The sequence below is a fragment of the Acinetobacter sp. RG5 genome, from assembly GCF_031844265.1.
In the GTDB taxonomy this organism is placed as follows: Bacteria; Pseudomonadota; Gammaproteobacteria; order Pseudomonadales; family Moraxellaceae; genus Acinetobacter.
Window position 1 is genome coordinate 67,829 of record NZ_JAUZUV010000010.1, and the last position, 20,994, is coordinate 88,822.

Annotated in this window: 17 protein-coding genes; 12 read left to right on the plus strand and 5 right to left on the minus strand. The window is 42.2% G+C overall.

Going from position 1 to position 20,994, the window contains the following annotated elements:
• Nucleotides 1-385 precede the first annotated feature (385 nt).
• On the minus strand, nucleotides 386-1,087 hold the full coding sequence (locus tag Q9R21_RS10255) for a VIT family protein (RefSeq protein ID WP_216986122.1): 702 nt from the start codon (nucleotides 1,085-1,087) through the stop codon (nucleotides 386-388).
• A gap of 282 nt (nucleotides 1,088-1,369) precedes the next feature.
• Between Q9R21_RS10255 and Q9R21_RS10260 the strand changes: the two genes are divergently transcribed.
• Nucleotides 1,370-2,071, plus strand: a complete 702-nt coding sequence (locus Q9R21_RS10260) for a DUF1003 domain-containing protein (RefSeq protein ID WP_311204408.1) — start codon at nucleotides 1,370-1,372, stop codon at nucleotides 2,069-2,071.
• Nucleotides 2,072-2,217: 146 nt separating this feature from the next.
• Here the strand turns inward: Q9R21_RS10260 and coq7 are convergent, their stop codons facing one another.
• Complete coding sequence (coq7, locus tag Q9R21_RS10265) at nucleotides 2,218-2,853, minus strand: 2-polyprenyl-3-methyl-6-methoxy-1,4-benzoquinone monooxygenase (protein ID WP_005247248.1); 636 nt, start codon at nucleotides 2,851-2,853, stop codon at nucleotides 2,218-2,220.
• A 3-nt stretch (nucleotides 2,854-2,856) separates the two neighbouring features.
• A complete protein-coding gene (locus Q9R21_RS10270) occupies nucleotides 2,857-4,176 on the minus strand; it encodes an MFS transporter (protein ID WP_005103454.1) in 1,320 nt (439 codons plus the stop codon).
• A 174-nt stretch (nucleotides 4,177-4,350) separates the two neighbouring features.
• On the opposite strand from Q9R21_RS10270, the gene Q9R21_RS10275 reads away from it, so the two are divergent.
• The 7 genes from Q9R21_RS10275 to Q9R21_RS10305 all read left to right on the plus strand — a co-directional run bounded on the left by Q9R21_RS10275 (nucleotide 4,351) and on the right by Q9R21_RS10305 (nucleotide 14,353).
• On the plus strand, nucleotides 4,351-7,107 hold the full coding sequence (locus tag Q9R21_RS10275; protein ID WP_311204409.1) for an autotransporter assembly complex family protein: 2,757 nt from the start codon (nucleotides 4,351-4,353) through the stop codon (nucleotides 7,105-7,107).
• 35 nt (nucleotides 7,108-7,142) lie between these two features.
• A complete protein-coding gene (locus Q9R21_RS10280; protein ID WP_311204410.1) occupies nucleotides 7,143-11,666 on the plus strand; it encodes a translocation/assembly module TamB domain-containing protein in 4,524 nt (1,507 codons plus the stop codon).
• 329 nt (nucleotides 11,667-11,995) lie between these two features.
• The gene (locus Q9R21_RS10285; RefSeq protein WP_311204411.1) at nucleotides 11,996-12,199 is read left to right on the plus strand and encodes a hypothetical protein; all 204 of its coding nucleotides are present in this window, start codon (nucleotides 11,996-11,998) and stop codon (nucleotides 12,197-12,199) included.
• 308 nt (nucleotides 12,200-12,507) lie between these two features.
• Nucleotides 12,508-12,777 (plus strand): hypothetical protein, encoded by a 270-nt coding sequence (locus Q9R21_RS10290; protein WP_005263238.1) that lies wholly within the window; start codon nucleotides 12,508-12,510, stop codon nucleotides 12,775-12,777.
• A gap of 157 nt (nucleotides 12,778-12,934) precedes the next feature.
• Nucleotides 12,935-13,075, plus strand: a complete 141-nt coding sequence (locus Q9R21_RS10295) for a hypothetical protein (protein ID WP_004645377.1) — start codon at nucleotides 12,935-12,937, stop codon at nucleotides 13,073-13,075.
• Between the two features lie 159 nt (nucleotides 13,076-13,234).
• Nucleotides 13,235-13,522 (plus strand): hypothetical protein, encoded by a 288-nt coding sequence (locus Q9R21_RS10300; protein ID WP_004278754.1) that lies wholly within the window; start codon nucleotides 13,235-13,237, stop codon nucleotides 13,520-13,522.
• Nucleotides 13,523-14,152: 630 nt separating this feature from the next.
• Nucleotides 14,153-14,353: a hypothetical protein gene (locus tag Q9R21_RS10305; RefSeq protein WP_311204412.1), complete on the plus strand. Its 201-nt coding sequence runs from the start codon at nucleotides 14,153-14,155 to the stop codon at nucleotides 14,351-14,353.
• 228 nt (nucleotides 14,354-14,581) lie between these two features.
• Here the strand turns inward: Q9R21_RS10305 and xseB are convergent, their stop codons facing one another.
• Both xseB and xseA read right to left on the minus strand, forming a co-directional pair.
• Nucleotides 14,582-14,776: an exodeoxyribonuclease VII small subunit gene (gene xseB, locus Q9R21_RS10310; RefSeq protein WP_004278752.1), complete on the minus strand. Its 195-nt coding sequence runs from the start codon at nucleotides 14,774-14,776 to the stop codon at nucleotides 14,582-14,584.
• Nucleotides 14,766-16,037 (minus strand): exodeoxyribonuclease VII large subunit, encoded by a 1,272-nt coding sequence (gene xseA, locus Q9R21_RS10315; RefSeq protein ID WP_148334900.1) that lies wholly within the window; start codon nucleotides 16,035-16,037, stop codon nucleotides 14,766-14,768. The genes xseB and xseA overlap by 11 nt, the downstream gene beginning before the upstream one ends.
• Nucleotides 16,038-16,387: 350 nt before the next feature.
• On the opposite strand from xseA, the gene Q9R21_RS10320 reads away from it, so the two are divergent.
• From Q9R21_RS10320 to Q9R21_RS10335, 4 genes are all read left to right on the plus strand, one after another.
• Entirely contained in the window at nucleotides 16,388-16,822 is a 435-nt protein-coding gene (locus Q9R21_RS10320) for an I78 family peptidase inhibitor (RefSeq protein ID WP_005106641.1), read from the plus strand.
• Nucleotides 16,823-16,934: 112 nt separating this feature from the next.
• Nucleotides 16,935-17,294 carry a hypothetical protein gene (locus Q9R21_RS10325; protein WP_004645374.1) on the plus strand — a complete coding sequence of 120 codons (360 nt, stop codon included), beginning with the start codon at nucleotides 16,935-16,937 and terminating at the stop codon, nucleotides 17,292-17,294.
• 209 nt (nucleotides 17,295-17,503) lie between these two features.
• Complete coding sequence (locus tag Q9R21_RS10330) at nucleotides 17,504-17,773, plus strand: hypothetical protein (protein WP_311204413.1); 270 nt, start codon at nucleotides 17,504-17,506, stop codon at nucleotides 17,771-17,773.
• 297 nt (nucleotides 17,774-18,070) lie between these two features.
• A complete protein-coding gene (locus tag Q9R21_RS10335) occupies nucleotides 18,071-20,710 on the plus strand; it encodes a bifunctional aconitate hydratase 2/2-methylisocitrate dehydratase (protein ID WP_005106643.1) in 2,640 nt (879 codons plus the stop codon).
• The last annotated feature ends 284 nt before the right edge of the window (nucleotides 20,711-20,994 follow it).

Consider the following 20,994-nt stretch of genomic DNA (forward strand, 5'->3'; position numbering starts at 1 on the left):
TTTATGTGATCCAATGGGGATTTCATGGTTTTCCGACGGGAAATTAATATTTGATTGATTTAAAGCTCTGGAATTTATTTTAAGATCAATAAAAATCCTCAAAGTATCAAGAAATGAATCATCGCTCTTTCACTTTTTCTTGTTATAAAAAATGATCAGTAATACGATAATGATCGCCAAGATGGCAAGAATGATCGTAGTTTCCATAACAATACCTCTCAGGCATAAATCTTAAGTTTTAAGCATCTAAATTAAAACCGAATATATATTAATTAAACTCAAGTTTTGTTAGAGCCGCTAGTTTTTTGAAAAACATTTTTCAGTGATGTTGATAGAAGAACCGCTCAATCCTATTCTGTGTCTAACTAAAAAAATAAACATATATTTAGCCAACAGACACATTAAATAATGATCCGATCCATGCACTGAATAACATGGCGATAATTCCCCAGAGCATGACCCGAACTGCACCTCTCCAGACACTTACTCCACCCGCATAGCTCGCCAGTGCACCCATCATCCCCAAACTTAAAACGCCAATCAGCATGACGCCTTTATCCAGATAGTGTTCCGGTAAAATCATGATTGAAATTAAAGGAAATAATGAGCCTACCGTAAATGCCATGGCGGAAGAAAATGCAGCGAGAAAGGGTTGGGCAGAGGTATGCGCTGAAATACCAATTTCATCCCGGGCATGGGCATCCAAGGCATTATGGTCGGTCAGCTGTTCAGCGACCTGTTGTGCCAAAGCGGGTTCCAGACCTCGTTGTATATAAATCGTTTTGAGCTCATTTAACTCATGCGTGGGATGGCGTTGCAGTTCGCGCTCTTCCATGAGTAGATCATTGGTTTCAATGTCTTGCTGGGATTTAACCGAAATATATTCACCGGCCGCCATTGATGCGGCTCCAGAAATCAATCCGGCAACACAGGTCACCAATAAAATTTCTGTGGATGCTCCACTGGCTGCAATACCCACCACCAGACTGGTGACCGAAATAATCCCGTCATTTGCCCCCAGTACAGCTGCACGAAGCCAGCCCGCGCGTTCGATATAATGTTTTTCAAGATGGTATGAATGGCGCACAATGAAGCCCCTTTTTTATTATCATCATGATTATATTAAATTTAAGTCATGTATAGATAGTAGGATTGAATCGATCTGAAAATTATCTTGAATGATCAGCTCATCGTGCGCTTGGCTGAGCATTTTATCAATCCAAGATAAAATCGAAGTGAGATTCATAATTTCAAGAAATCAGACGCACTTGATACATAATTGATTTACGAATGGTAAAAATGACTAAAGCAAATCAAACATATCGAACAAAATAATAGCTGAGTGAGTTGGTTTAAAAAGAGAATTATCATGAAAGAAAAACATGAAAGCCATAAATGCTTGGTATGCGGCAAGCACTTTCTTCTGAAAAATCTCACCCCGATGGGAACAGTCAGACAAGTCATTACCGAAGAGATTGCCAAAGATATTCCAGGCTGGACACCGCAAGATTATATTTGCCAGGCAGATTTAACCCAGTACCGTATACAGTATGTACATTCATTATTAAGTTCGGAAAAGGGTGAAGTGACTGATCTTGAGTTTGAAGTGATTGATAGCATGCATCAGCATGAACTGATCACCAAAAATGTGGAAACGACCTTAGAGCAAAAGTGGACCTTGGGAGAAAGGCTCGCCGATAAAATTGCAACTTTTGGTGGAAGCTGGACCTTTTTGATTTGTTTTGCAATCTTCTTGGGCCTGTGGATTACGATAAATACTGTGGTGATGGTGACACAACCTGCCGATCCTTATCCATTTATTCTGTTGAATTTAATTCTGTCCTGTCTCTCGGCGATTCAGGCACCTATTATTATGATGAGCCAGAACAGACAGGAAGCAAAAGACCGCTTACGTTCGCAAAATGATTATCAGATCAACTTAAAAGCCGAACTGGAAATTCAGCATTTGCATGAAAAATTAGATCATCTGTTGCTGCATCAATGGGAACGGTTGGCGCAAATTCAGGAAATCCAGCTGGACCTGCTTTCTGAAATGAGCAAAAAAGATTAAAGGATGCTGTGGGGGACTCTCTATTATTTTATAGAGCTTATAAGTAATAAGATCGCTATATGCCTTGAGTTACTATTATCTCGCTCAAGATTTGACACATATTAAAAAGCCCACAAATGAGTGGGCTCAAACTGAAACCGTCTTATTTAAATAAAATAACTGGTTTTGGTCATCAACTTGGAAATGCCGGTCATGGCGATCTTGACTGGAACGGGTAAATCTACACCGCCAGCGTTTAAAGCTGTATCCCGATGATGCAGTTCATCTTCATTCATCTGTTCCAAGATACGACGAGAACGTTCATCCTGCGGTGGCAACTGACTAATATGATGTTGTAAATGCATGCTGACTTGACGTTCTGTTTCAGCCACAAAACCCAGACTGTATTTATCGCCTGCGATCCCGGCAATTGCACCCATACCGAAGGAAAGACCGTACCAGACCGGATTGAGCAGACTGGTATGGCTATCCAGTTCTTTTAAGCGGTCTTCACACCAAGCCAGGTGATCCTGTTCTTCAATCGCTGCCTGTTCCATTTCGCGACGCACATTCGGGAGTTTCGCCGTCATGGCCTGACCATGATACAGCGCCTGTGCACAGACTTCACCACTATGATTGACCCGCATTAAACCTGCCACATGACGTGCATCACTGACCGTTAACTGCGTTTCTACCGGTTGGGCCGGATTCTCACGTTGTGCTGAGGTCGTGCCCGGGACTAGACTGCGTAATGCCTGGTCAAAAGAGTGAATCAGTTTATCGAGACCTGTATATTGACGCATGAATTAATCCTCCAAGGGCGCTTTTGCAGTTTTGATCATTGGTTTCAGCCGGTAAAGTAGCCAGAGAGTAAACAGGCCGCTTAATACTGCGGTAATACAAAAAAGTATTTTAAGATCAAGCTCTAGAACACTTAAAATAATAATCGAGAATATAGCAGAAGATACCATGAAAACGGCATTCAGAATGTTATTTGCTGCAACCACACGCGCACGATGTGAGCGGGGAGAATGCGCCTGCATCATGGCATACAGCGGTACAATATAAAAACCGCCGCTAATTCCAAGTAAGGTGACGGCCAGCATCACATGATAATAGCTCCAGCCTTGCTGAAAGACATCTGCCAAGCCGATTAATGCACCTGTACGCTCCGGAACAAAGGCCAGACTCGCGGCCAGATACAGGGCAAAGATCACCAGACCGATCGCGCCAAAAGGCACCATCTTGATATTGACCTGGCTGCCACCAATTTTACGGCATAAGTATGAACCCAGACCAATTCCGACAGAAAAAAAGGTTAAGAGCAGACTGGCGACATTTTCAGATGCATGCAGATTTTGTAATGTCAGCTGAGGAATCTGGGTCAGATAGGTTGCACCATAAAACCAGTACCATGAGTTGCCCAGTAAAATGGTAAAAATCAGAGGTAAGCTTTTGGCATATTTCAAGGTCTGCAAGCTGGTGCGGAAGAAATTCCAGTCAACTTGCAGCTCAGGCGCGGGAATACTTTGTTTCAGGATATAGCGACTGGATATATAACCAATCAAGGCGATGCTGATGACGGTTAAACTGATCCAGATCAGGTTGCCGGCGGAAGCTGCAATGACTGCACCGCCCAGAATCATACCGAATAGGATTGCCAGAGAAGTTCCGGACTGAAACAGGGCATTGCCGGACATCAGTTCATTCGGTTTCAGGACTTCAGGTAAAATCGCATATTTGATCGGGCCAAAGAAAGTGGAATGGGTGCCCATCAGGAACAGGGCAAATAACAGAATCCATAAATTGCCCATGAGGAAACCGACAGTTCCCAGCAACATAATGGCAATTTCCAGAAGCTTGAGATAGCGAATCAGCTGTGAACGTTCGTATTTGTCGGCAATCTGACCGGCCGTGGCTGAAAAAATAAAATAGGGCAAGATAAACAGTAAAGCCGCCAGATTATTTAAAGTGCTGATGCTGGCCGATTGCTGTTGAATCCAGCCATAAGTAATGACCAGCAGTAACGCCTGTTTAAATACATTATCGTTTAATGCACCAAAAAACTGCGTCAGAAACATCGGTAAAAAGCGCCGAGAAGCTAACAAATGTTCATTTTTGTTCATATAGGCCGTGCTACATTAAGTTTTATTAAGAAATGTCAGTTATGCGTAAACATTGAGAAAAATCATGTAAGATACTTTCAGCCATGTAAAGGTAAAAACCAATTAATTAAGCTCCTTAGCTTATATTTTTCGGTCAAATAATCAATTAAAGAATGTATTCGTTTAGAGTTTGCTATGCCTGCAAAGAAAAATTTTAAAAAAACGATGCTAAATCGCAGTATGGGGCCTCTCATACCACAGCATAGTGGTATGCAGCTGTGTATGAGCATCTTTTTTATGATGTTATCCCATCAGAGCATGGCACAAACCGAACAGCCCGAAACACCTGTGGCCATTTCTCAGGCAGAAATGGTGGACGAGCTATCCAAAGAAGCGATTCGTCAGGGAGTGGCCACGTCCGAAACGGAAGCGGAAGAAAAAATCGAAGAAGCCTTGGAGCCTGAAGTTCCAGTGGACAGCATGTTGATGCTGGAACAACAGCAAAATGCAGGATCTGGTCTGGGTGAATTTACGCCGATCGAGTTTGATGATCTGGAAGATCTGCCAGTACAGACTATTGATCAGAACATGGCCAATGAAATTTACCAGATAGCTGAGCAAGCCAAACAGGAAGCACAAAATTATCGCAATAACCAGACCACTGAAACAGTGGTGGCAGATATTAGCCAGCAGGAACTGCTGGAAATTAATCAGGCACCGGTGAATGTCGATCAGTTGATGCAATCGATTCAGGCAGACAGCAAGATTATTGTACAAAATAATGAAGCCGGATTGACCTTGCCAGAAGTGCCAGGTCAGCTTGTCGCTGAGGATGATAAACGTCCGAATCTGTTTAAACGACTATTTTATAAAATCCGTCCTCCACGTCAGATCATGACCGCAAGAGTTCCTCGAATTAGTGCCGATGTGGTGATCATGAATGGGCAAGGTGTTGCGCAAAGCAACGGTATGCTGAATCGTAAAGATGTACCTGAAGGCCATTTGAACTTAAGAAATAATGTTAAAGCCAAATTATCCAGTTTTACTCAGGAGTCTTTTGGTGACTTTAATTCAGCGTTGCCGCAATTACGCACCCTGTCCAGACAGGCAGCGCAGGCGGTGGGCTATTATAATGCCCAGTTCAGGTTTGAAAAAATCTCTGACAGTCGGGTTCGGGTTTTTGTGACCCCGAATGAACCTGTCCTGATTAGCAGTCAAAATATTGAATTTACTGGAGAGGGCGCCGAACAGCCACAATTCCAGGTCATCAGTCTTTTGCCTGAACAGGAAGAAGGCGATATTTTCAACCATGGCAATTATGAAAAAACCAAGACACGCATTACCACAGCAGCCAATAACAACGGTTATTTTGATTCATTCTGGCGTCTGCATGATGTGAAGATTGCCCAGCCACAAAATACTGCCGATGTGAACCTGCGTTTTGAAACGGGTGAACGTTATAAATTAGGCAATGTCGAGTTCAGAATGAGCGATCCTGAAAAGGAATTTCCGCTGGACCGAGACGTACTGGAAAGTCTAGTCACCTGGACAGATGGTGCAGATTATACCTTCTGGCGGGTGAATAGCCTGGCCAATAACCTGACCAACTCACGCTATTTCAACTATACCCTGGTGGATGCGATTCGCCCCGATCCGCTCGATAAAGAGCTGGAACTGGCACCCGATATTCAAAGCCTGATTGAAGAACAGAAACGGACTGAAGATCAGGCTGCTACGATGCAACCAGCTCGCTCAGTATCCTCTTCTCAGGAGGTAACCCAGAATGTCGTAGATGAAGACCAGTTTGCCGGTAGCCGCGATCAGGAAAGTGCAAATTTAAGAACTTTGCGGGTTGAGCAGCAAACCAAAGAGAATGAACAGGATCGTTTAAAAGTACAGGCACGGGAAGAGAAAAAGATTCCAGTGATTGTGACTTTAAATGCAGACCGTTTAAATAGTGCTGAAGTGGGTTTGGGTTATGGCACAGATACCGATATCCGCTTACGTGGTCAATATCGTCGTGCCATTGTGAACAAGCGCGGACATTCGTTTGATGCCAACATGGAGTTATCTGGCATCCGTCAGTCGATTGATGGACGTTATAATATTCCCTATCACCATCCGCTGAATGATTATGTCAGTATTGTGGGTGGTTATGAGCGTGAAGAGCGTGAAGGCGTCGCACAGGGTGAAGGCCTGTTGATTGAATCGGCAGTCTTAGGTGCAGACCGGATTATTAAAAATCCACTGGGTAACTGGCAACGTACTTTTGGCGCCCGTTATCGTCTGGATCGCTTAACACAGGATGGTTCTGTTGATTTTAACCAGATTCCAGAAGCGTTTCGCTTTAATACCGAAGATGAACAGCAATCGCTACTGGTGGGTTATGAAGTTTCACGTACCGAGAGTGATCGTCGGGTCAATCCGACAAAAGGTTTTAAGCAGACCTATAAGATTGAACTGGGCAGTGAGGCTTTACTCTCTGATGCCGATATGGCCATTGTGAATGCAGGTTGGCGGTTTATCTATTCATTGGGTGAAAATGCAGACCATCAGTTTGTGGGTCGTGCCGATGCAGGCTATATCTTTACTGAAGATTTTGCCAAAGTGCCGTATAACCTGAGATATTTTACCGGGGGTGATCAGAGTATCCGCGGTTTTGATTATAAGAGCCTTTCTCCGGAAATTGACGGTTTTAAAGTAGGTGGTCAGGCCTTGGGCGTGGCTTCATTAGAATATAATTATCAGTTTAAGGAAGGCTGGCGTGCTGCGGTCTTTGCAGATGCCGGAAATGCCTATAATAAAGAATTCAGTAATCCGACCGAATATGGCGCGGGTGTGGGTGTGCGTTGGGCTTCACCGATTGGGCCAATACGTATAGATGTTGCGACTGGACTGTCTGATGACAATTATCCGATTCGTTTACATTTCTTTATTGGATCACAGTTATAAAACATCATTTTAAAAAATAGTTATTTGGGTAGATCATGGTCGAGAACCAACCACAGCCAGAACAAGAACCACAAGATAGCGTTGTGCCGAAAAAGCGCCGTATATTCAGAAGCATCCTATTGTCGGTGCTTTTTTCGCTGATTTTTCTGCTGTCTGTGTTGGCTCTACTGTTTTCGACCAATCAGGGCAGTAAATTTCTGCTGGATCAGGTGCTGGAACGTCAGCAAATTATTCAATATGAATATGAGGGCGGTAATTTATGGCGCGGGATTATTCTTAAAAATGTGCTGGTCAGCCTGAAACCAGTCGATGTCAAAATTGATCGTGCTGATGTTAAGCTGGGCTGGCGCGCGATTGTCAAAAAAGAAATTCATCTGACTGAAGCCGATGTCCTCAATCTGCAAATTATTAACAAGCAACCATCAACAGGCGAACCATTCAAGTTTAATGCTATCCGTTTGCCTTTTATCTTGCGCGTTGATCATTTGCTATTGGATCATCTGGTGATTAAAACCCAGACCAATGCAGTTGATTTTTATAATATCGAATTAAATGAGGCACTCTGGTCTGGTACCGAATTAAATTTTGAAGATTCCCGTATGGACATGGGCTATTTGTCTGTACGTGAAGCCACGGGTAAAATGCAGTTTGAAGGCAAATATCCTCTAGATGCCACAGGCATCGTTAATCTACCTTCCTTAAGAGACAGCCTGAATATTCATGATATTCAGGTGCGGGCACGCGGAACGCTGGACACGATTCAGGCGGGCGTAGCGACCAATACGCCTGATTTATTAACCGGTTGGGTTATCGTGCATCCGATGCGTCCTCAGGTACCGATGCGCGGCGAGTTGAAGTTCAAGGATTATCACTGGCCTATTCTGGCCGAACAGAAACTGTTTACCAAAGACGGCATTGCCGAGTTTAATGGCGATATCAAGCGTCTGGACCTGAACGTCCAGACTGACCTGATTGGGGAAAATATTCCGCAAGGTCAGTATAGTGCAGTGATGTATACCGATCTGGTCAATCAGCTGAATATTACCGATCTGAATGGTCAGTTGATGAAAGGTGCAGTTAGCCTTGCCGGGACAGTAGGCTGGAAAGACCGGGTCAGCTGGGATCTGGCTGGACGCTTAAATGGGATTGATCCTAAACATGAGCGTATTCCGCAAGTCGTACAAGATTTCTTGCCGCCAAGTCTGGATGCGAATATTGCTTCTGCGGGTAACCTGGAAAATGGCCTGCACCTTACCGGATTAGTTGATTTCGACCGTTATGAAAGCTGGAATCTGAAGCTGGATCAAAACCCAGCCAAAGGCAATAAAGTACAACCGATGCTGTTAGATGTTGCTTGGAAAAATATTGATCGCGCCGTACCTTATGTGGGCTGGCTCAGCAGTCAGTCTGGCGATGTTAAACTGGCATTGGTCGAAGGTCAGCAGAATATTCATGTGGCAACTAAAGTCGAGCAGCATGAAGAAGGCCTTCTGCCTGCTGGCATGTATCAGGCTAAGCTCAATCTGAACAAGAATATCTTGAATGTCCCAAGTTTTAATTACAGTGCCAATGCACAGGCAGGCAGCTTAAGCGGCAATGCACGGATTGAACTACCACAGGAAAAACGTCAGTTAAAATGGACTGCAGTATTAAATGCCAAAAATTTGAATACTCAAAGTATTGCCGCAGCTTCACCGGTAGATCGTTTGAATGGCCAAGTTAAAGCCAATGGTTATGCGCAACCGAATCAGCAGATTATTAAACTGAATAGTGTTGACCTGACCGGACGACTGGCGGAGCAAAATGAAACCGTACGTTTGACCGGAAACAGCACCATTGCCTTGTTATTCCATAATGAAAAAGCGGGTGGCGGATTTAAAGGTTACGCGGTCAATTATGATGGTGCTTTAAATTCTAGCCAGCTTAAAGCCAGTCAGGGTATGCTGAAACTGCGCGTTTCAGGCACCCCGGAAATGTTGAAGATAAATGAATTCCGACATGATGGTGTGGCTGGCAAGATTAATGCCAGCGGTCTGGTCAATCTGGCGAATGGCATTGGCTGGGATATCAACGCATCCTTAATCCGCTTTAAGCCGCAATATTTTAATGCCAAACTGAAAGGCGAATTGTCAGGCAATGTGCAAACCCAAGGGGTGTGGTCAGATGCCTTAAAACGCATTCAGATTCAACGCTTAAATCTGGCCGGTATGCTGAATAACAAACCGGTACGTGGCACGGGTAATTTATCGGTCATCATTAATTCAAACCAGCGTGGTTTCGTACCACAGCAGTTTGAAGCCAATAACCTCTTTCTGTCATATGCCAGTAACCAGATTCAGGCGACCGGTAATGCACAAAATCTCCAACTGAAAGTGAATGCGCCGGCTCTGTTTGAATTGTATCCAGGCTTAAGAGGTCGTGCGCAGGGCTATATCAATATGCAGGCACAGCCACGATTGCAGGCTTCAGCCAACCTGTCTATCGACAATTTTGCCTTTAAAAACCTGTTTAGCGTGCAGAAAGTTCGTGTTCGTGGACAGTTGCCAACATCGCAAAGCACACCAACTTTATTGACTGCAACGATGGATCGCCTGCGTAGTGGTTCACGCGAGATTGTACGCGGTGAGATATTATTGGCCGGTACCCGTGCTGCGCACATTCTCAAAGTGCAGGCAGAAAACCGCCTGTCAAAATTCTTTGTGCAGCTCGCCGGTGGCTTTAATGCCCAAAATAACTGGCTGGGTCAGATTCAAAAAGGTGATTTCGACTCTTTACGTGCCCGTCTGGTGCAACGTCAAAATGCAGCAGTGATTTATAACACTGCTCAATCGGATCTGTTTGTTGGTGCTCATTGCTGGATGAGTCAGCAAAGCCAGTTGTGTTTTGATCAGCCGATTAGGGTCAACAAAACCCGTGGCAGTGCCTCTTTTATTACCCAAAACCTTGATCTGGAAGATTTCAGTGCATTCCTGCCTGATGGATTGGCGTTGACGGGTAAAGTCAATGGTTATGCCAAGGCTGCTTGGGCACAAGGCGCCAAACCTAAAATCGACGCACGTCTGGTGACGCGTAATGGTGTGGTGGGCTTATCTTCTGAAGATCCAGATTATTTGGGTTCTACACTCAAATATGATGAAGTCGGGTTGGTCGCAAAAAGTGTGGCAGATGGCTTGCAGCTTCGTCTGGATGTCAAAACACCAGATATCGGAACCGGCTATGCCAATGTCATCATTGATCCATATCGTGACAGTAAACCGATGCGTGGCGAAATTGCCTTTAACCAGGTACAGCTCAAGGTCTTTAAGCCATTTATTCAGGACATCCGTAATCTGGACGGGATTTTATCTTATGCCGGAAAAATTAGCGGAACTTTAACGGATCCTTTACTTGAGGGTGAGGTTCGGGTCAAAGATGCTTCAATCAGCATGATCTCCCTACCGGTGAATCTGACTAATGTACAGCTCTATTCATCCATACGTCAGAATTCTGCCAGCATCAATGGCGCATTTAACAGTGGCCGTGGTGTGGGCAAATTAACCGGTTCTGTGGACTGGAAAGGTGATCCGCGGGTGCAGTTAAAACTGCAAGGTGACAATCTGTTGATTCGTCAGGCCCCATTAATTACTGCTGTGGTGACACCTGATTTGACCCTGGACATGTATCCATTTAATAAAAAACTGAGTCTGAGTGGCACAGTCGATGTACCGCGGGCATTGATTTCAATGCCAGAAGCCTCAGAACCTGTAGTTGGTTTATCTTCAGATGTACGTGTCGTGCGTGAAGGTGATGATCAGCTGGCGATCTTGAAGTCTGCACGTCCTTGGGATATCCGGGCAGATGTAGCTGTTTCTTTAGGGAATCAGGTGATCTTTCAGGGCTTTGACAGTCGTATTCCACTCTTGGGTCGAGTCAATCTGTCACAGCGGGGGCTGGAAACCGCAATGCGTGCCAATGGTGCAATCGGGGTATCACAGCGGGTGAAAATCGAAGCCTATGGTCAAAGTCTGGACCTGAATCGTGCTATCGCACGTTTTAATGGTGAACTTACCAATCCGACACTGGACATTGATGCCAATAAATCGGTTCAGGGTAGTACGGTCGGGGTACGGGTAACAGGGACGGCATCGAGTCCAAGTATTCAGATTTATAATGATGCGGGCTTGTCAGAACAGGAAGCCTTGAATGCCTTGATTACCGGTCGTGTTAATGAGGGTGTATCTGGTTTAAGCCAGGCTGAAGGATTTAGATCCGATGTGAATAATACGATCGCTGCTGCGGGGATTAGTCTGGGCTTGGGTAGCACCCGCGCACTGACCAACCAGATCGGGCGCAGTTTTGGCTTAACTGGTCTAGCTCTGGATGCTCAAGGTACAGGAGATGATACCCAGGTTTCTGTGACTGGTTATATTACGCCTGATTTATATCTGCGCTATGGGGTCGGGGTATTCACACCGGTGAATAAGCTCACTTTACGCTATCAGGTAAATCAGCGCTTGTATCTGGAAGCGAGTCAGTCTTTAGAACGTGCGATTGACTTGTTCTATAATTGGCGCTTCTAATTTAAGCAATAAAAAAGCCCTAAAATTTTAGGGCTCTTTTATTGGGAGACAGGACAAAGATTTTATTAGCTATAAAGTAGATTGATGTCATAGTCAGCAGAAGCATTGATCTCTAAATTCAATCTCTATACATATATGACAATAGAGTTACGAGTAGAGAAAGAATTTAGGATGAGACTTCAGGGTGAAGAAAACTGATCATCGTATAATTCAGCTATCACATATAGAAAATCAATTAAAATATGCAATAACAGACTGAAAATCAATAAACCCATAATAAAAATAGGTGTATATTGAAAATACGATTTCACGCATAAGAGCATCTTCGCATGTCGACTAAATTTATCATCCGTTTTGCTGCGATTCTATTTTCTGTACTTATTTTGACTGCATTAGCCATTCAATTTTTCTTTAAATCGGATGTAACCGTAGTTCTATGGATTTTCGCTGTACCTTTCATTTTGGGCATTCCAATTTTGGCTTCTGTTGTATTGACCACCAATGATGAACTTGATATTCATAACGTTAATTAGGCTTGAACCTTAAACTGGCGCATTTAAAGTGCATCTGATCTTTACTGATAGAGCAGCCGACATTTGCACTTTGTTCAATAAAATAGACCTTATTTTAAAGCAATGCAGGTCAGTTAAGCATGCATCAGAAAATGTAGTAAAAATGAGTGTATGTTTACGCTCATTTTTTATCAGCTTACTCCAGAATTTAGATTTAACTCTCAAATCATTATAATTTACATAAACTCTAAGAAATAAGGGAATATTCTTATCATTATTCATTCAAAATAGGTCTTCATCATAAAACTCATTATTTTAGAGAAAACAGAATGCCTAAAAATAATTATCTACCAGCTCTAGAACAAGTTTATGACTTTTTAAAGGAACGACCAGGTTTTAAGGATAAAAGTGAATTTGATAAAGCGGTAGAATATTTTAGAACTCTACATGAAAGTGATCCTCTGGATTTCAGAGTTCAAGCACCGAATACTGTCGCTGGAAAATTTGGGGCTAAAGAGACTATAAATTTAGGGTCTATGCCAGAATTCAGTAATAAGGAAAATTTCCTTAACTGGATAGATACGCAAATTAACCACTAGTTGAAGGACTTTAAGCAAACGCATCATGCGGCAGGTTTTCATTTATTATTCATACATTCATTAACATGTAGTACAGAAAACAATCGAAACTGAGTTGGAAAACTACAAATTTGAATGATAACTTTATATTCAAATCTTCCCAGTAAAGAGGTGAGCAATGAAGTTGTTGACTTTGGTTGGTATGGGAGTAGCAGCGAGTTATTGTTATAAAACTATGAAAAATGGCAAGCTTGCTCTTTCAAAACCTGACTTTGATGAAAGTGTAAAACGATTTGTACTGCAAGAATTTGCAGCTTAGTTCTTCACGATATATTTTCCAAAAAGGCTCATCGGAAGATGGGCTTTTTTATTTTCTAAAAATTTATAATTCTAATATTCAGATTAAAAGCAGTTTAATTATAGCCACCATGTTATAAACCTACCTCGTGATCTATTTTAAATAATTAAATGAGAGCTAATGGATGATGAAGATGGAAATGAATGGTGCGAGCTTATATATTCTGAAGCCTTGAGAATATATAAACCAACAAAATACAACACAGTCAACAAACTGAGATTCTTTGCGCTGATTTTAGAATTATTCGCAGAAATGCAGCATGAGGATGTAATAATTCAAGTAAAGGCCGTGAATGTAAAACTTAAATTGAGATCTAAAAATTACATTTTTTGGGTGTTTGAAATGCCTGATTTTCAGGATAAGACGCTATTTTTAACTTATATGTCTAGTAAATTAAGTCAGCTATAAGGTGTCGTTGAAGGTTAAAATCGTCAATCAATTTAACAAGCATAGTTTTTTTTATACTAATGGTCTATTTATATATTTTTATCAATAGCTTGCTTATTCTCTAGTCGTTACTCACTTTGACAACATACCTGAATCAGCGCAAAAGTGAAAAGAGGAAGACCTATCGAAAGATGGGCTTTTTTAATATTTACAGCTTATTGAACGAAAAGTAACTTAAAGCAAATGTAAGAGAACAGTTTATTAATACTCTCTATACTTTATTGCTAAATTCACAGTGCTATATTCGTTTTGCGAAAACAAAAAGACGCAAATAAGACGAAGAAAATGACTACAGCACTAGCCCGCTTATTTGAAAAAGTAAGTGGGCTCTTTAATTGAAAAATTAATGTAATATTATGCTAATGTATAAATTATAAGTTTATATATAATGCATAAATAGATTCTATTGCTGTAGTTTCTTTCCAATTTCAGCCTCCTTCCCTAAGGAGGCATTTTTTTATCTATGGAAAAGTAAAGTTCCAATTACTATTGTGTTTATTCAGTTACATAAATGATCATCGTTGACTCTTGAATGAATCCTTCAAATATTTGAGCATGATATTTTATTGGTTAAATAAGTGATGGATCGCCATGATAGATGAAGAAAAGCCTTTGAACTTTGACGACGATAGTGAACCTCAAGATTTTGAAGATGAAGAATTTATCGATGATAAGAAAGAGGATGAAATGTACAATGCTATTACCAAAGATGGGTCAAGTGTTGATCCTGCGGATGATGGAACACGTCATATTCGTCCTGAAGACGGTGATCCGATAGAAGTTGAAGAGTAATAAAAAGCCCAATTTAATATTGGGCTTTTTATCGTTTGGTCGATGAGAATGAAAATACAATATTTCCTATTTAGAATTGGGCGGATTGATCAAAATAGCCACCTAGAAAATTTAAATATCCATTGAAATGATTTTTTTCACTTAATAAAAAAGCCCTCATTCATGAGAGCTTTTATGTCAATTCAATTTAGCAGAATAGCCTAAGAAAATATTTAAAATGGGGTGCAATTAATCGTTAAACGTCTCATTTAACGCAGTTTGAACCGCTTCAACCCGTGCCTTGCAAGCTTTATAGGCGGTCATGGATTCTTCCACGATTTTCATCAAGTTATCAATATCCGGTTCTTGCTGAGATTCGAGCAATTCTGCATTCTTTTTCAAGATGTCATAGCCTTGTTGGAAGCTCAAAGTATCATGATTCATGAGGAAGTACCTGTATAAGTTGTGCTGAAAAAATGCCGTCATGTAATTCGACTTCAACCAGATCGCTGGACTGAATCTGTTGAATAGAGGCAACCACATGTTCTTGCTGGCGCACGATGGCATAACCCTTGGATAAAACATGTTTAGGATTTTGTAGTAGCGTTTCCCGCATCAGGGCATCAAGCTGCTGATTAATCAGCTGGGTATGCTGCTGGGCCAGACTGGTAGTATTGGCCTTGATCTGTTGCAGACGTTGCAGCGCATCCATAATCTGGTTGTTGGCCAGACTTTGAATCAGTTTCAAAAATTGATCATTCTGATTTTGATAAGCTTGAATCTGTTGCTGGGATAAACGCTGAATGCGCTGTAGATAATTCAGAATATCCTGGGTCAGTTCAAAGATATGATTGCGGATTCCGGCAATGGCTTTACTCGGAGTATCAAAGGAGCGATGCGCAATCTCATCCAGAATAGTACGGTCTTTTTCATGCCCGATGCCGACCCAGACCGGTACCGAACGTTTACAGAGCAGGGCAGCCAGATCATAATCATTCAAATAAGCCAGATCATTGACTGCGCCACCACCTCGTATAATCACAATCAGATCCGGTGCGGTATTATAAGTCTGTGCCCATTGTTTGAGCGCTTGTGCCAGACTGTACATAATACTTTGCGGGGCGGTATTTCCCTGAAAAGTCGCACTGTGATAGATAAACTCACACACCTGCGCACGCTGCAGTGCATCGGCATCTTTTTTAAAATCTCCCAGGCCTGCTGCATTTTCGGGAGCAATCACCAGAATCCGGTTCAGGTCAAAAGGGCTGGGCAAGTTTCTATTGCGCTGAATCAGTCCTTCAGTCGTCAACCGCTCAACAATCTGCTGATAACGCCGGGCAATATCTCCCAGAGTATAGCCTGAGTCAATTTCAACGATATTTAAAGAAAAACCATACTGCGGATCGAAATTAGCTTTGACTTTAATCAGCACTTTCAAATCACGACTCAGCTCAATTCCGCTTTCACGTTCAAACTGCGTGACAATTTTCTGGGCACTGAATTTCCAGATAGTCGCTCGGCAACTGGCGATGACCTGATCACTGTCGGCTTCTTTTTCTGCCAGCTCCAGATAATAATGGCCGGCTTTAATACTTAGATTACGAATCTCGGCTTTAACCCATACCGGTGTATCGAAAGTGAGTTTGACCACTTCCTGAACTGTAGCAAGATATTCCTTGAGGGAGAGTTGAGGATCGTCTGTCATGCCAATAGAAAGTTTAAAATTCAATCAAATATTAAATCAATCCAGCATAGATCACAAATCTAAAAGTGAAGTCATATTTGAATGATGTAATGACAATGCAATGCTATTGAAATGCATAATCACTTGGTCTAGGCGATTCATTCGGCATTTTTGTATTTTGTAGAGGTTCTTATCTTCTGTTTGTCTTGTTCATTGAGAGAATTTATAGTGTTGAAGTCCTTAATTCACAAAGGTCTTATTTCTAATTTTTAATGAAAAAGCACGGTTAAAAATGTACACAGACTTGTGTCTGGCAAGGACAAGGAAATATGCTAAATTGGTGAAGAATTATTGAAGAAGAATAGGCTCTCATGAAAAAAACAATGCTGTTCGGTTTACTGGCTCTCGCTCTAAGCGCATGTACCACTACGCCGCAATCTGAGACGGATGCTCCTAAAACAGGTTCAGCGAATCCTGCAAGCGCTTATTGTGTCAATCAGGGTGGCAAGCTTGAGATTCGTACTGAAAGCAATGGTCAGGTCGGATATTGCCATTTAAAGAATGGTCAGGTGGTCGAGGAGTGGGAATTACTGCACATGAATCAACCTAAATGTATTGCTGATCAGGCAGCGGCATTGGTGGGTCAGTCCAATTTGACTGAAGCGCAAATCAAGCAGAAAACCAAGGCACAAATTGTACGTATGGTTGAACCGGGTCAAGCGGTGACGATGGATTATCGTGAAGAACGAGTGACTGTAACGGTGGATCCTACAAGCAAAAAGATTATCCAGGCTTCATGTGGTTAATTACACAAAATGAAAAAGCCCATTAGTGGGCTTTTTTAATTCCATACAACTCGCATTTTGAAATGACAAATCTTCCCCGATCTTTTATATTGCCCCTCGGAAGGAGAAATTCATGAAAAAGTTATTGGCTTTATCGTTTATGCTGGCGCTGGCCGGTTGTGCCGAGAAGAAACCCTTAACCCCTGAAGAGCAGTGGCAAGGTTATTGTCGAAGCGTCGGTAATGCGGCGCGTACCATTATGCTGGATCGTCAGAATGCGATTGAGAAAGAAAAAGCAATCGAGCATGCCAACAAGATCGACGACGAAACCACCAAAGGTTTTATCCTGAATATTATTGATGAAGTCTATGCGATTCCAGCCGAAGAGATTAAGGCAGATGTAAAAGCAGCCCGTGAAAAAGTCCGCGCTGAATTTACTGCAAAGTGTATTGCGACACCGCATGACGAATTACCAGATTACAAACCGTTCTAAGGAACGGTTTTTTTATATTTGGATAAAATTATCCAACTCATATTTCCCATTAAATGTATTTAAATATACACATCTTCAAAAGACTGAATAATAAAAATAGCGTAAGCAAAATGTACACTTTGTGACAATTTCTAAATCTAAAATATAGAAATACTTATCTTTATATTGAATAATGAATTCAACTCCAATTAACCGAGGAGTAGCACAATATGGAAGTCGTAAGATATTTGCATCATTCTGATCTGCTGCTGGAAGATGAAGAAGGTGTGGTCATTATTGGCGGCAGTCACTATGTACTCAGCGTCGGTGACAAAGTCGTTTTAAAGAAGATACTAGAACAAGATAAAAAGCTTTATCAGGTGGATATTTCCTTTGCCAGCAATAATCACAGTACTACCTATGAAGATGAATGCGTGGTGAAATTCCAAGGCTGCCGAGACTCATATCAGCAGTATTTAAACTCGACCACTGTACACTAAGGTGGAGTATCTTTTTAAATTCAAATCAGGCAACATCAGGGTTGCCTTTTTTATGCATTAAATTCAGTTAAAAGGGCCTATTCATGGGCTTGTTTCGTGTGGTGTAAGCTAGAACTGATTACGGAATAATCATTAAGAGCATCATTTAGTTATAAAATAACGAGCATCACGAAGAAACACTTGAGTTGCATTAACTTTTAACTGGAAATTTAGTAAAATTTCGGAGTCCATATTATTTATGAAGCTTAGAATAAGCAGGAATTCATAAGTAATTTTTTAAAAAAGAGGAATAACACTGTGCTAGAAGCTTACCGCCAACACGTTGAAGAACGTGCCGCACTCGGAGTCCCACCGAAGCCACTTGACGATGCCCAAACAGCTGCATTAGTTGAACTACTAAAAAACCCGCCAGCTGGTGAAGAAGCATACTTGGTAGATTTGCTTGAAAACCGTGTACCAGCAGGTGTTGACCAAGCTGCATATGTAAAAGCTGCGTTCTTAGCTGCATTGGCAAAAGGCGAAGCAACCTCTCCACTCGTTTCTAAAGAACGTGCTGTTTACTTACTAGGTACTATGCTTGGTGGTTATAACGTAGCGCCTTTAGTTGAACTTTTAGACAATGCTGAGCTTGCTGAACTTGCAGCTGAAGCATTGAAAAAAACGCTTCTTGTATTTGATGCATTCCATGACGTTGCTGATAAAGCAAAAGCTGGTAACGCAAATGCTCAAGCAGTTATGCAGTCTTGGGCTGACGCTGAATGGTTCACTAGCCGTAAAGACGTTCCTGAAGAAATCAAACTGACTGTTTTCAAAGTAACTGGCGAAACCAACACTGACGACTTGTCACCTGCACAAGACGCTTGGAGCCGTCCAGACATTCCATTGCACGCAAATGCAATGTTGAAAAACGTACGTGACGGAATCAATCCAGAAGTTCCTGGTGAAGTGGGTCCACTTAACCAGATTAAAGAACTGATCGCGAAAGGCAACCAGGTTGCTTACGTGGGTGACGTTGTTGGTACAGGTTCATCTCGTAAATCTGCAACTAACTCTGTACTTTGGTTCTTCGGTGATGACATTCCGCACATCCCGAACAAAAAAGACGGTGGTTACTGCCTAGGTTCTAAAATCGCTCCAATTTTCTTCAACACGATGGAAGATGCGGGTGCATTACCGATCGAGATCGATGTTGCTAACATGAACATGGGCGACGAAATCGTTCTTAAGATCGATCACGCTGCTGCTAAAGTAACTGCGTTCAAAGACGGCGCGCAAATCGCTGAAGCTGAACTTAAAACTCCAGTACTTCTAGACGAAGTTCGTGCTGGTGGTCGTATTAACCTGATCGTTGGTCGTGGTTTGACCACTAAAGCGCGTGAAGCTTTAGGTCTTCCAGTATCTACAATGTTCCGTACTCCGGTTCAGCCTGCTGCAACTGGCAAAGGTTTCACTCAAGCTCAGAAGATGGTGGGTCGCGCTTGTGGTCTTCCTGAAGGTCAAGGCGTACTTCCAGGTACTTACTGTGAACCTAAGATGACTACTGTTGGTTCGCAAGATACAACAGGTCCAATGACGCGTGACGAATTGAAAGACTTGGCTTGCCTAGGTTTCTCTGCTGACCTTGTTATGCAATCTTTCTGTCATACAGCTGCGTATCCAAAACCAGTTGACGTTCAAATGCAACACTCGCTTCCTGATTTCATCATGAACCGTGGTGGTGTGTCTTTACGCCCAGGTGACGGTATTATTCACTCTTGGTTAAACCGTATGCTTCTTCCAGATACTGTTGGTACTGGTGGTGACTCGCATACTCGTTTCCCAATCGGTATTTCATTCCCGGCGGGTTCTGGTCTTGTAGCGTTCGCTGCAGCAACTGGTGTTATGCCATTAGACATGCCTGAATCTGTACTTGTGAAGTTCAAAGGTAAAATGCAGCCTGGTATCACTCTACGTGACCTTGTACATGCAATTCCTTACTACGCAATTAAGGAAGGTGACTTAACTGTAGAGAAGAAAGGTAAGAAAAACATCTTCTCTGGTCGTATCCTTGAGATCGACTTAACAGAAATGGAAACTGACCTGACTGTTGAGCAAGCGTTCGAACTTTCTGATGCTTCTGCTGAACGTTCTGCTGCAGGTTGTTCTATCACACTTTCTGAAGAGAAAGTTGCTGAATACCTTCGTTCAAACATCACCATGTTGAAGTGGATGATTTCTGAAGGTTATGGCGATGCGCGTACTATGGCTCGTCGTGTTGAGAACATGGAAAAATGGTTGGCTAACCCAAGCCTGATCAAAGCGGATGCTGATGCTGAATACACCAAAGTGTATGAAATTGATCTTGCAGACATCAAAGAACCTATTCTTTGCTGCCCGAACGATCCAGATGATGCGAAACTTCTTTCTGATGTTCAAGGCGCGAAAATTGACGAAGTATTCGTTGGTTCTTGTATGACGAACATCGGTCACTTCCGTGCGACTGGTAAATTGTTAGAGAAAGTTCCTGGTGGTGCGTTGTCAACTCGTTTGTGGATTGCTCCACCTACGCGTATGGACGAACATCAGTTGATGGAAGAAGGTTTCTATAACATTTATGGTAAAGCTGGCGCGCGTACTGAAATGCCAGGTTGTTCATTATGTATGGGTAACCAAGCACGTGTAGCGCCGAACACGACTTGTGTATCGACTTCTACTCGTAACTTCCCGAACCGTTTAGGTCAAGGTGCTAACGTTTACCTGGCTTCTGCTGAACTTGCTTCTGTTGCTGCTGTATTGGGTAAATTGCCTTCTCCAGAAGAATACCAACAGTACGCAGCTCAAATTGACAGCATGTCAGCTGACATCTATCAATACTTAAGCTTCGACAAGATGAGCGAATATACTAACGCCGCTAAAGACGTTGATACGAAGAAAATTGCTGCTGCTCAGTTGACTTAATGAGCTAGAATCAAGAAAAGCCGAAAGGCCTTTCCCTAGCGCAAGAGCAAATCTATGATTTTCTTTGAAAATTAAGTTATAAGTAGTTTAAGATAAAGGCTGAGTAATCAGCCTTTATTATTGTGTATAGTAAAATATTTATATTATTAGGGGGTAGAATGTTGGAATTAGATGAATTTAAAATTATCAAATTAAATGGAGATCAAGATGTCACTATTAATTTTAGAGATAATAAAAAAATACTAATTGCTGAAAATGGATCAGGCAAAACTACAATAATGAAT

What these genes read in the sequence shown, in the direction of transcription:
- Q9R21_RS10290 (WP_005263238.1), top strand. Translation starts at nt 12,508, where the DNA reads ATGCCTAAAAATAATTATCTACCAGCTCTAGAACAAGTTTATGACTTT.
- Q9R21_RS10270 (WP_005103454.1), bottom strand. Translation starts at nt 4,176, where the DNA reads ATGAACAAAAATGAACATTTGTTAGCTTCTCGGCGCTTTTTACCGATG.
- Q9R21_RS10260 (WP_311204408.1), top strand. Translation starts at nt 1,370, where the DNA reads ATGAAAGAAAAACATGAAAGCCATAAATGCTTGGTATGCGGCAAGCAC.
- coq7 (WP_005247248.1), bottom strand. Translation starts at nt 2,853, where the DNA reads ATGCGTCAATATACAGGTCTCGATAAACTGATTCACTCTTTTGACCAG.
- Q9R21_RS10280 (WP_311204410.1), top strand. Translation starts at nt 7,143, where the DNA reads ATGGTCGAGAACCAACCACAGCCAGAACAAGAACCACAAGATAGCGTT.
- xseA (WP_148334900.1), bottom strand. Translation starts at nt 16,037, where the DNA reads ATGACAGACGATCCTCAACTCTCCCTCAAGGAATATCTTGCTACAGTT.
- Q9R21_RS10300 (WP_004278754.1), top strand. Translation starts at nt 13,235, where the DNA reads ATGGATGATGAAGATGGAAATGAATGGTGCGAGCTTATATATTCTGAA.
- Q9R21_RS10320 (WP_005106641.1), top strand. Translation starts at nt 16,388, where the DNA reads ATGAAAAAAACAATGCTGTTCGGTTTACTGGCTCTCGCTCTAAGCGCA.
- Q9R21_RS10305 (WP_311204412.1), top strand. Translation starts at nt 14,153, where the DNA reads ATGATAGATGAAGAAAAGCCTTTGAACTTTGACGACGATAGTGAACCT.
- Q9R21_RS10285 (WP_311204411.1), top strand. Translation starts at nt 11,996, where the DNA reads ATGTCGACTAAATTTATCATCCGTTTTGCTGCGATTCTATTTTCTGTA.
- Q9R21_RS10325 (WP_004645374.1), top strand. Translation starts at nt 16,935, where the DNA reads ATGAAAAAGTTATTGGCTTTATCGTTTATGCTGGCGCTGGCCGGTTGT.
- xseB (WP_004278752.1), bottom strand. Translation starts at nt 14,776, where the DNA reads ATGAATCATGATACTTTGAGCTTCCAACAAGGCTATGACATCTTGAAA.
- Q9R21_RS10295 (WP_004645377.1), top strand. Translation starts at nt 12,935, where the DNA reads ATGAAGTTGTTGACTTTGGTTGGTATGGGAGTAGCAGCGAGTTATTGT.
- Q9R21_RS10330 (WP_311204413.1), top strand. Translation starts at nt 17,504, where the DNA reads ATGGAAGTCGTAAGATATTTGCATCATTCTGATCTGCTGCTGGAAGAT.
- Q9R21_RS10275 (WP_311204409.1), top strand. Translation starts at nt 4,351, where the DNA reads ATGCCTGCAAAGAAAAATTTTAAAAAAACGATGCTAAATCGCAGTATG.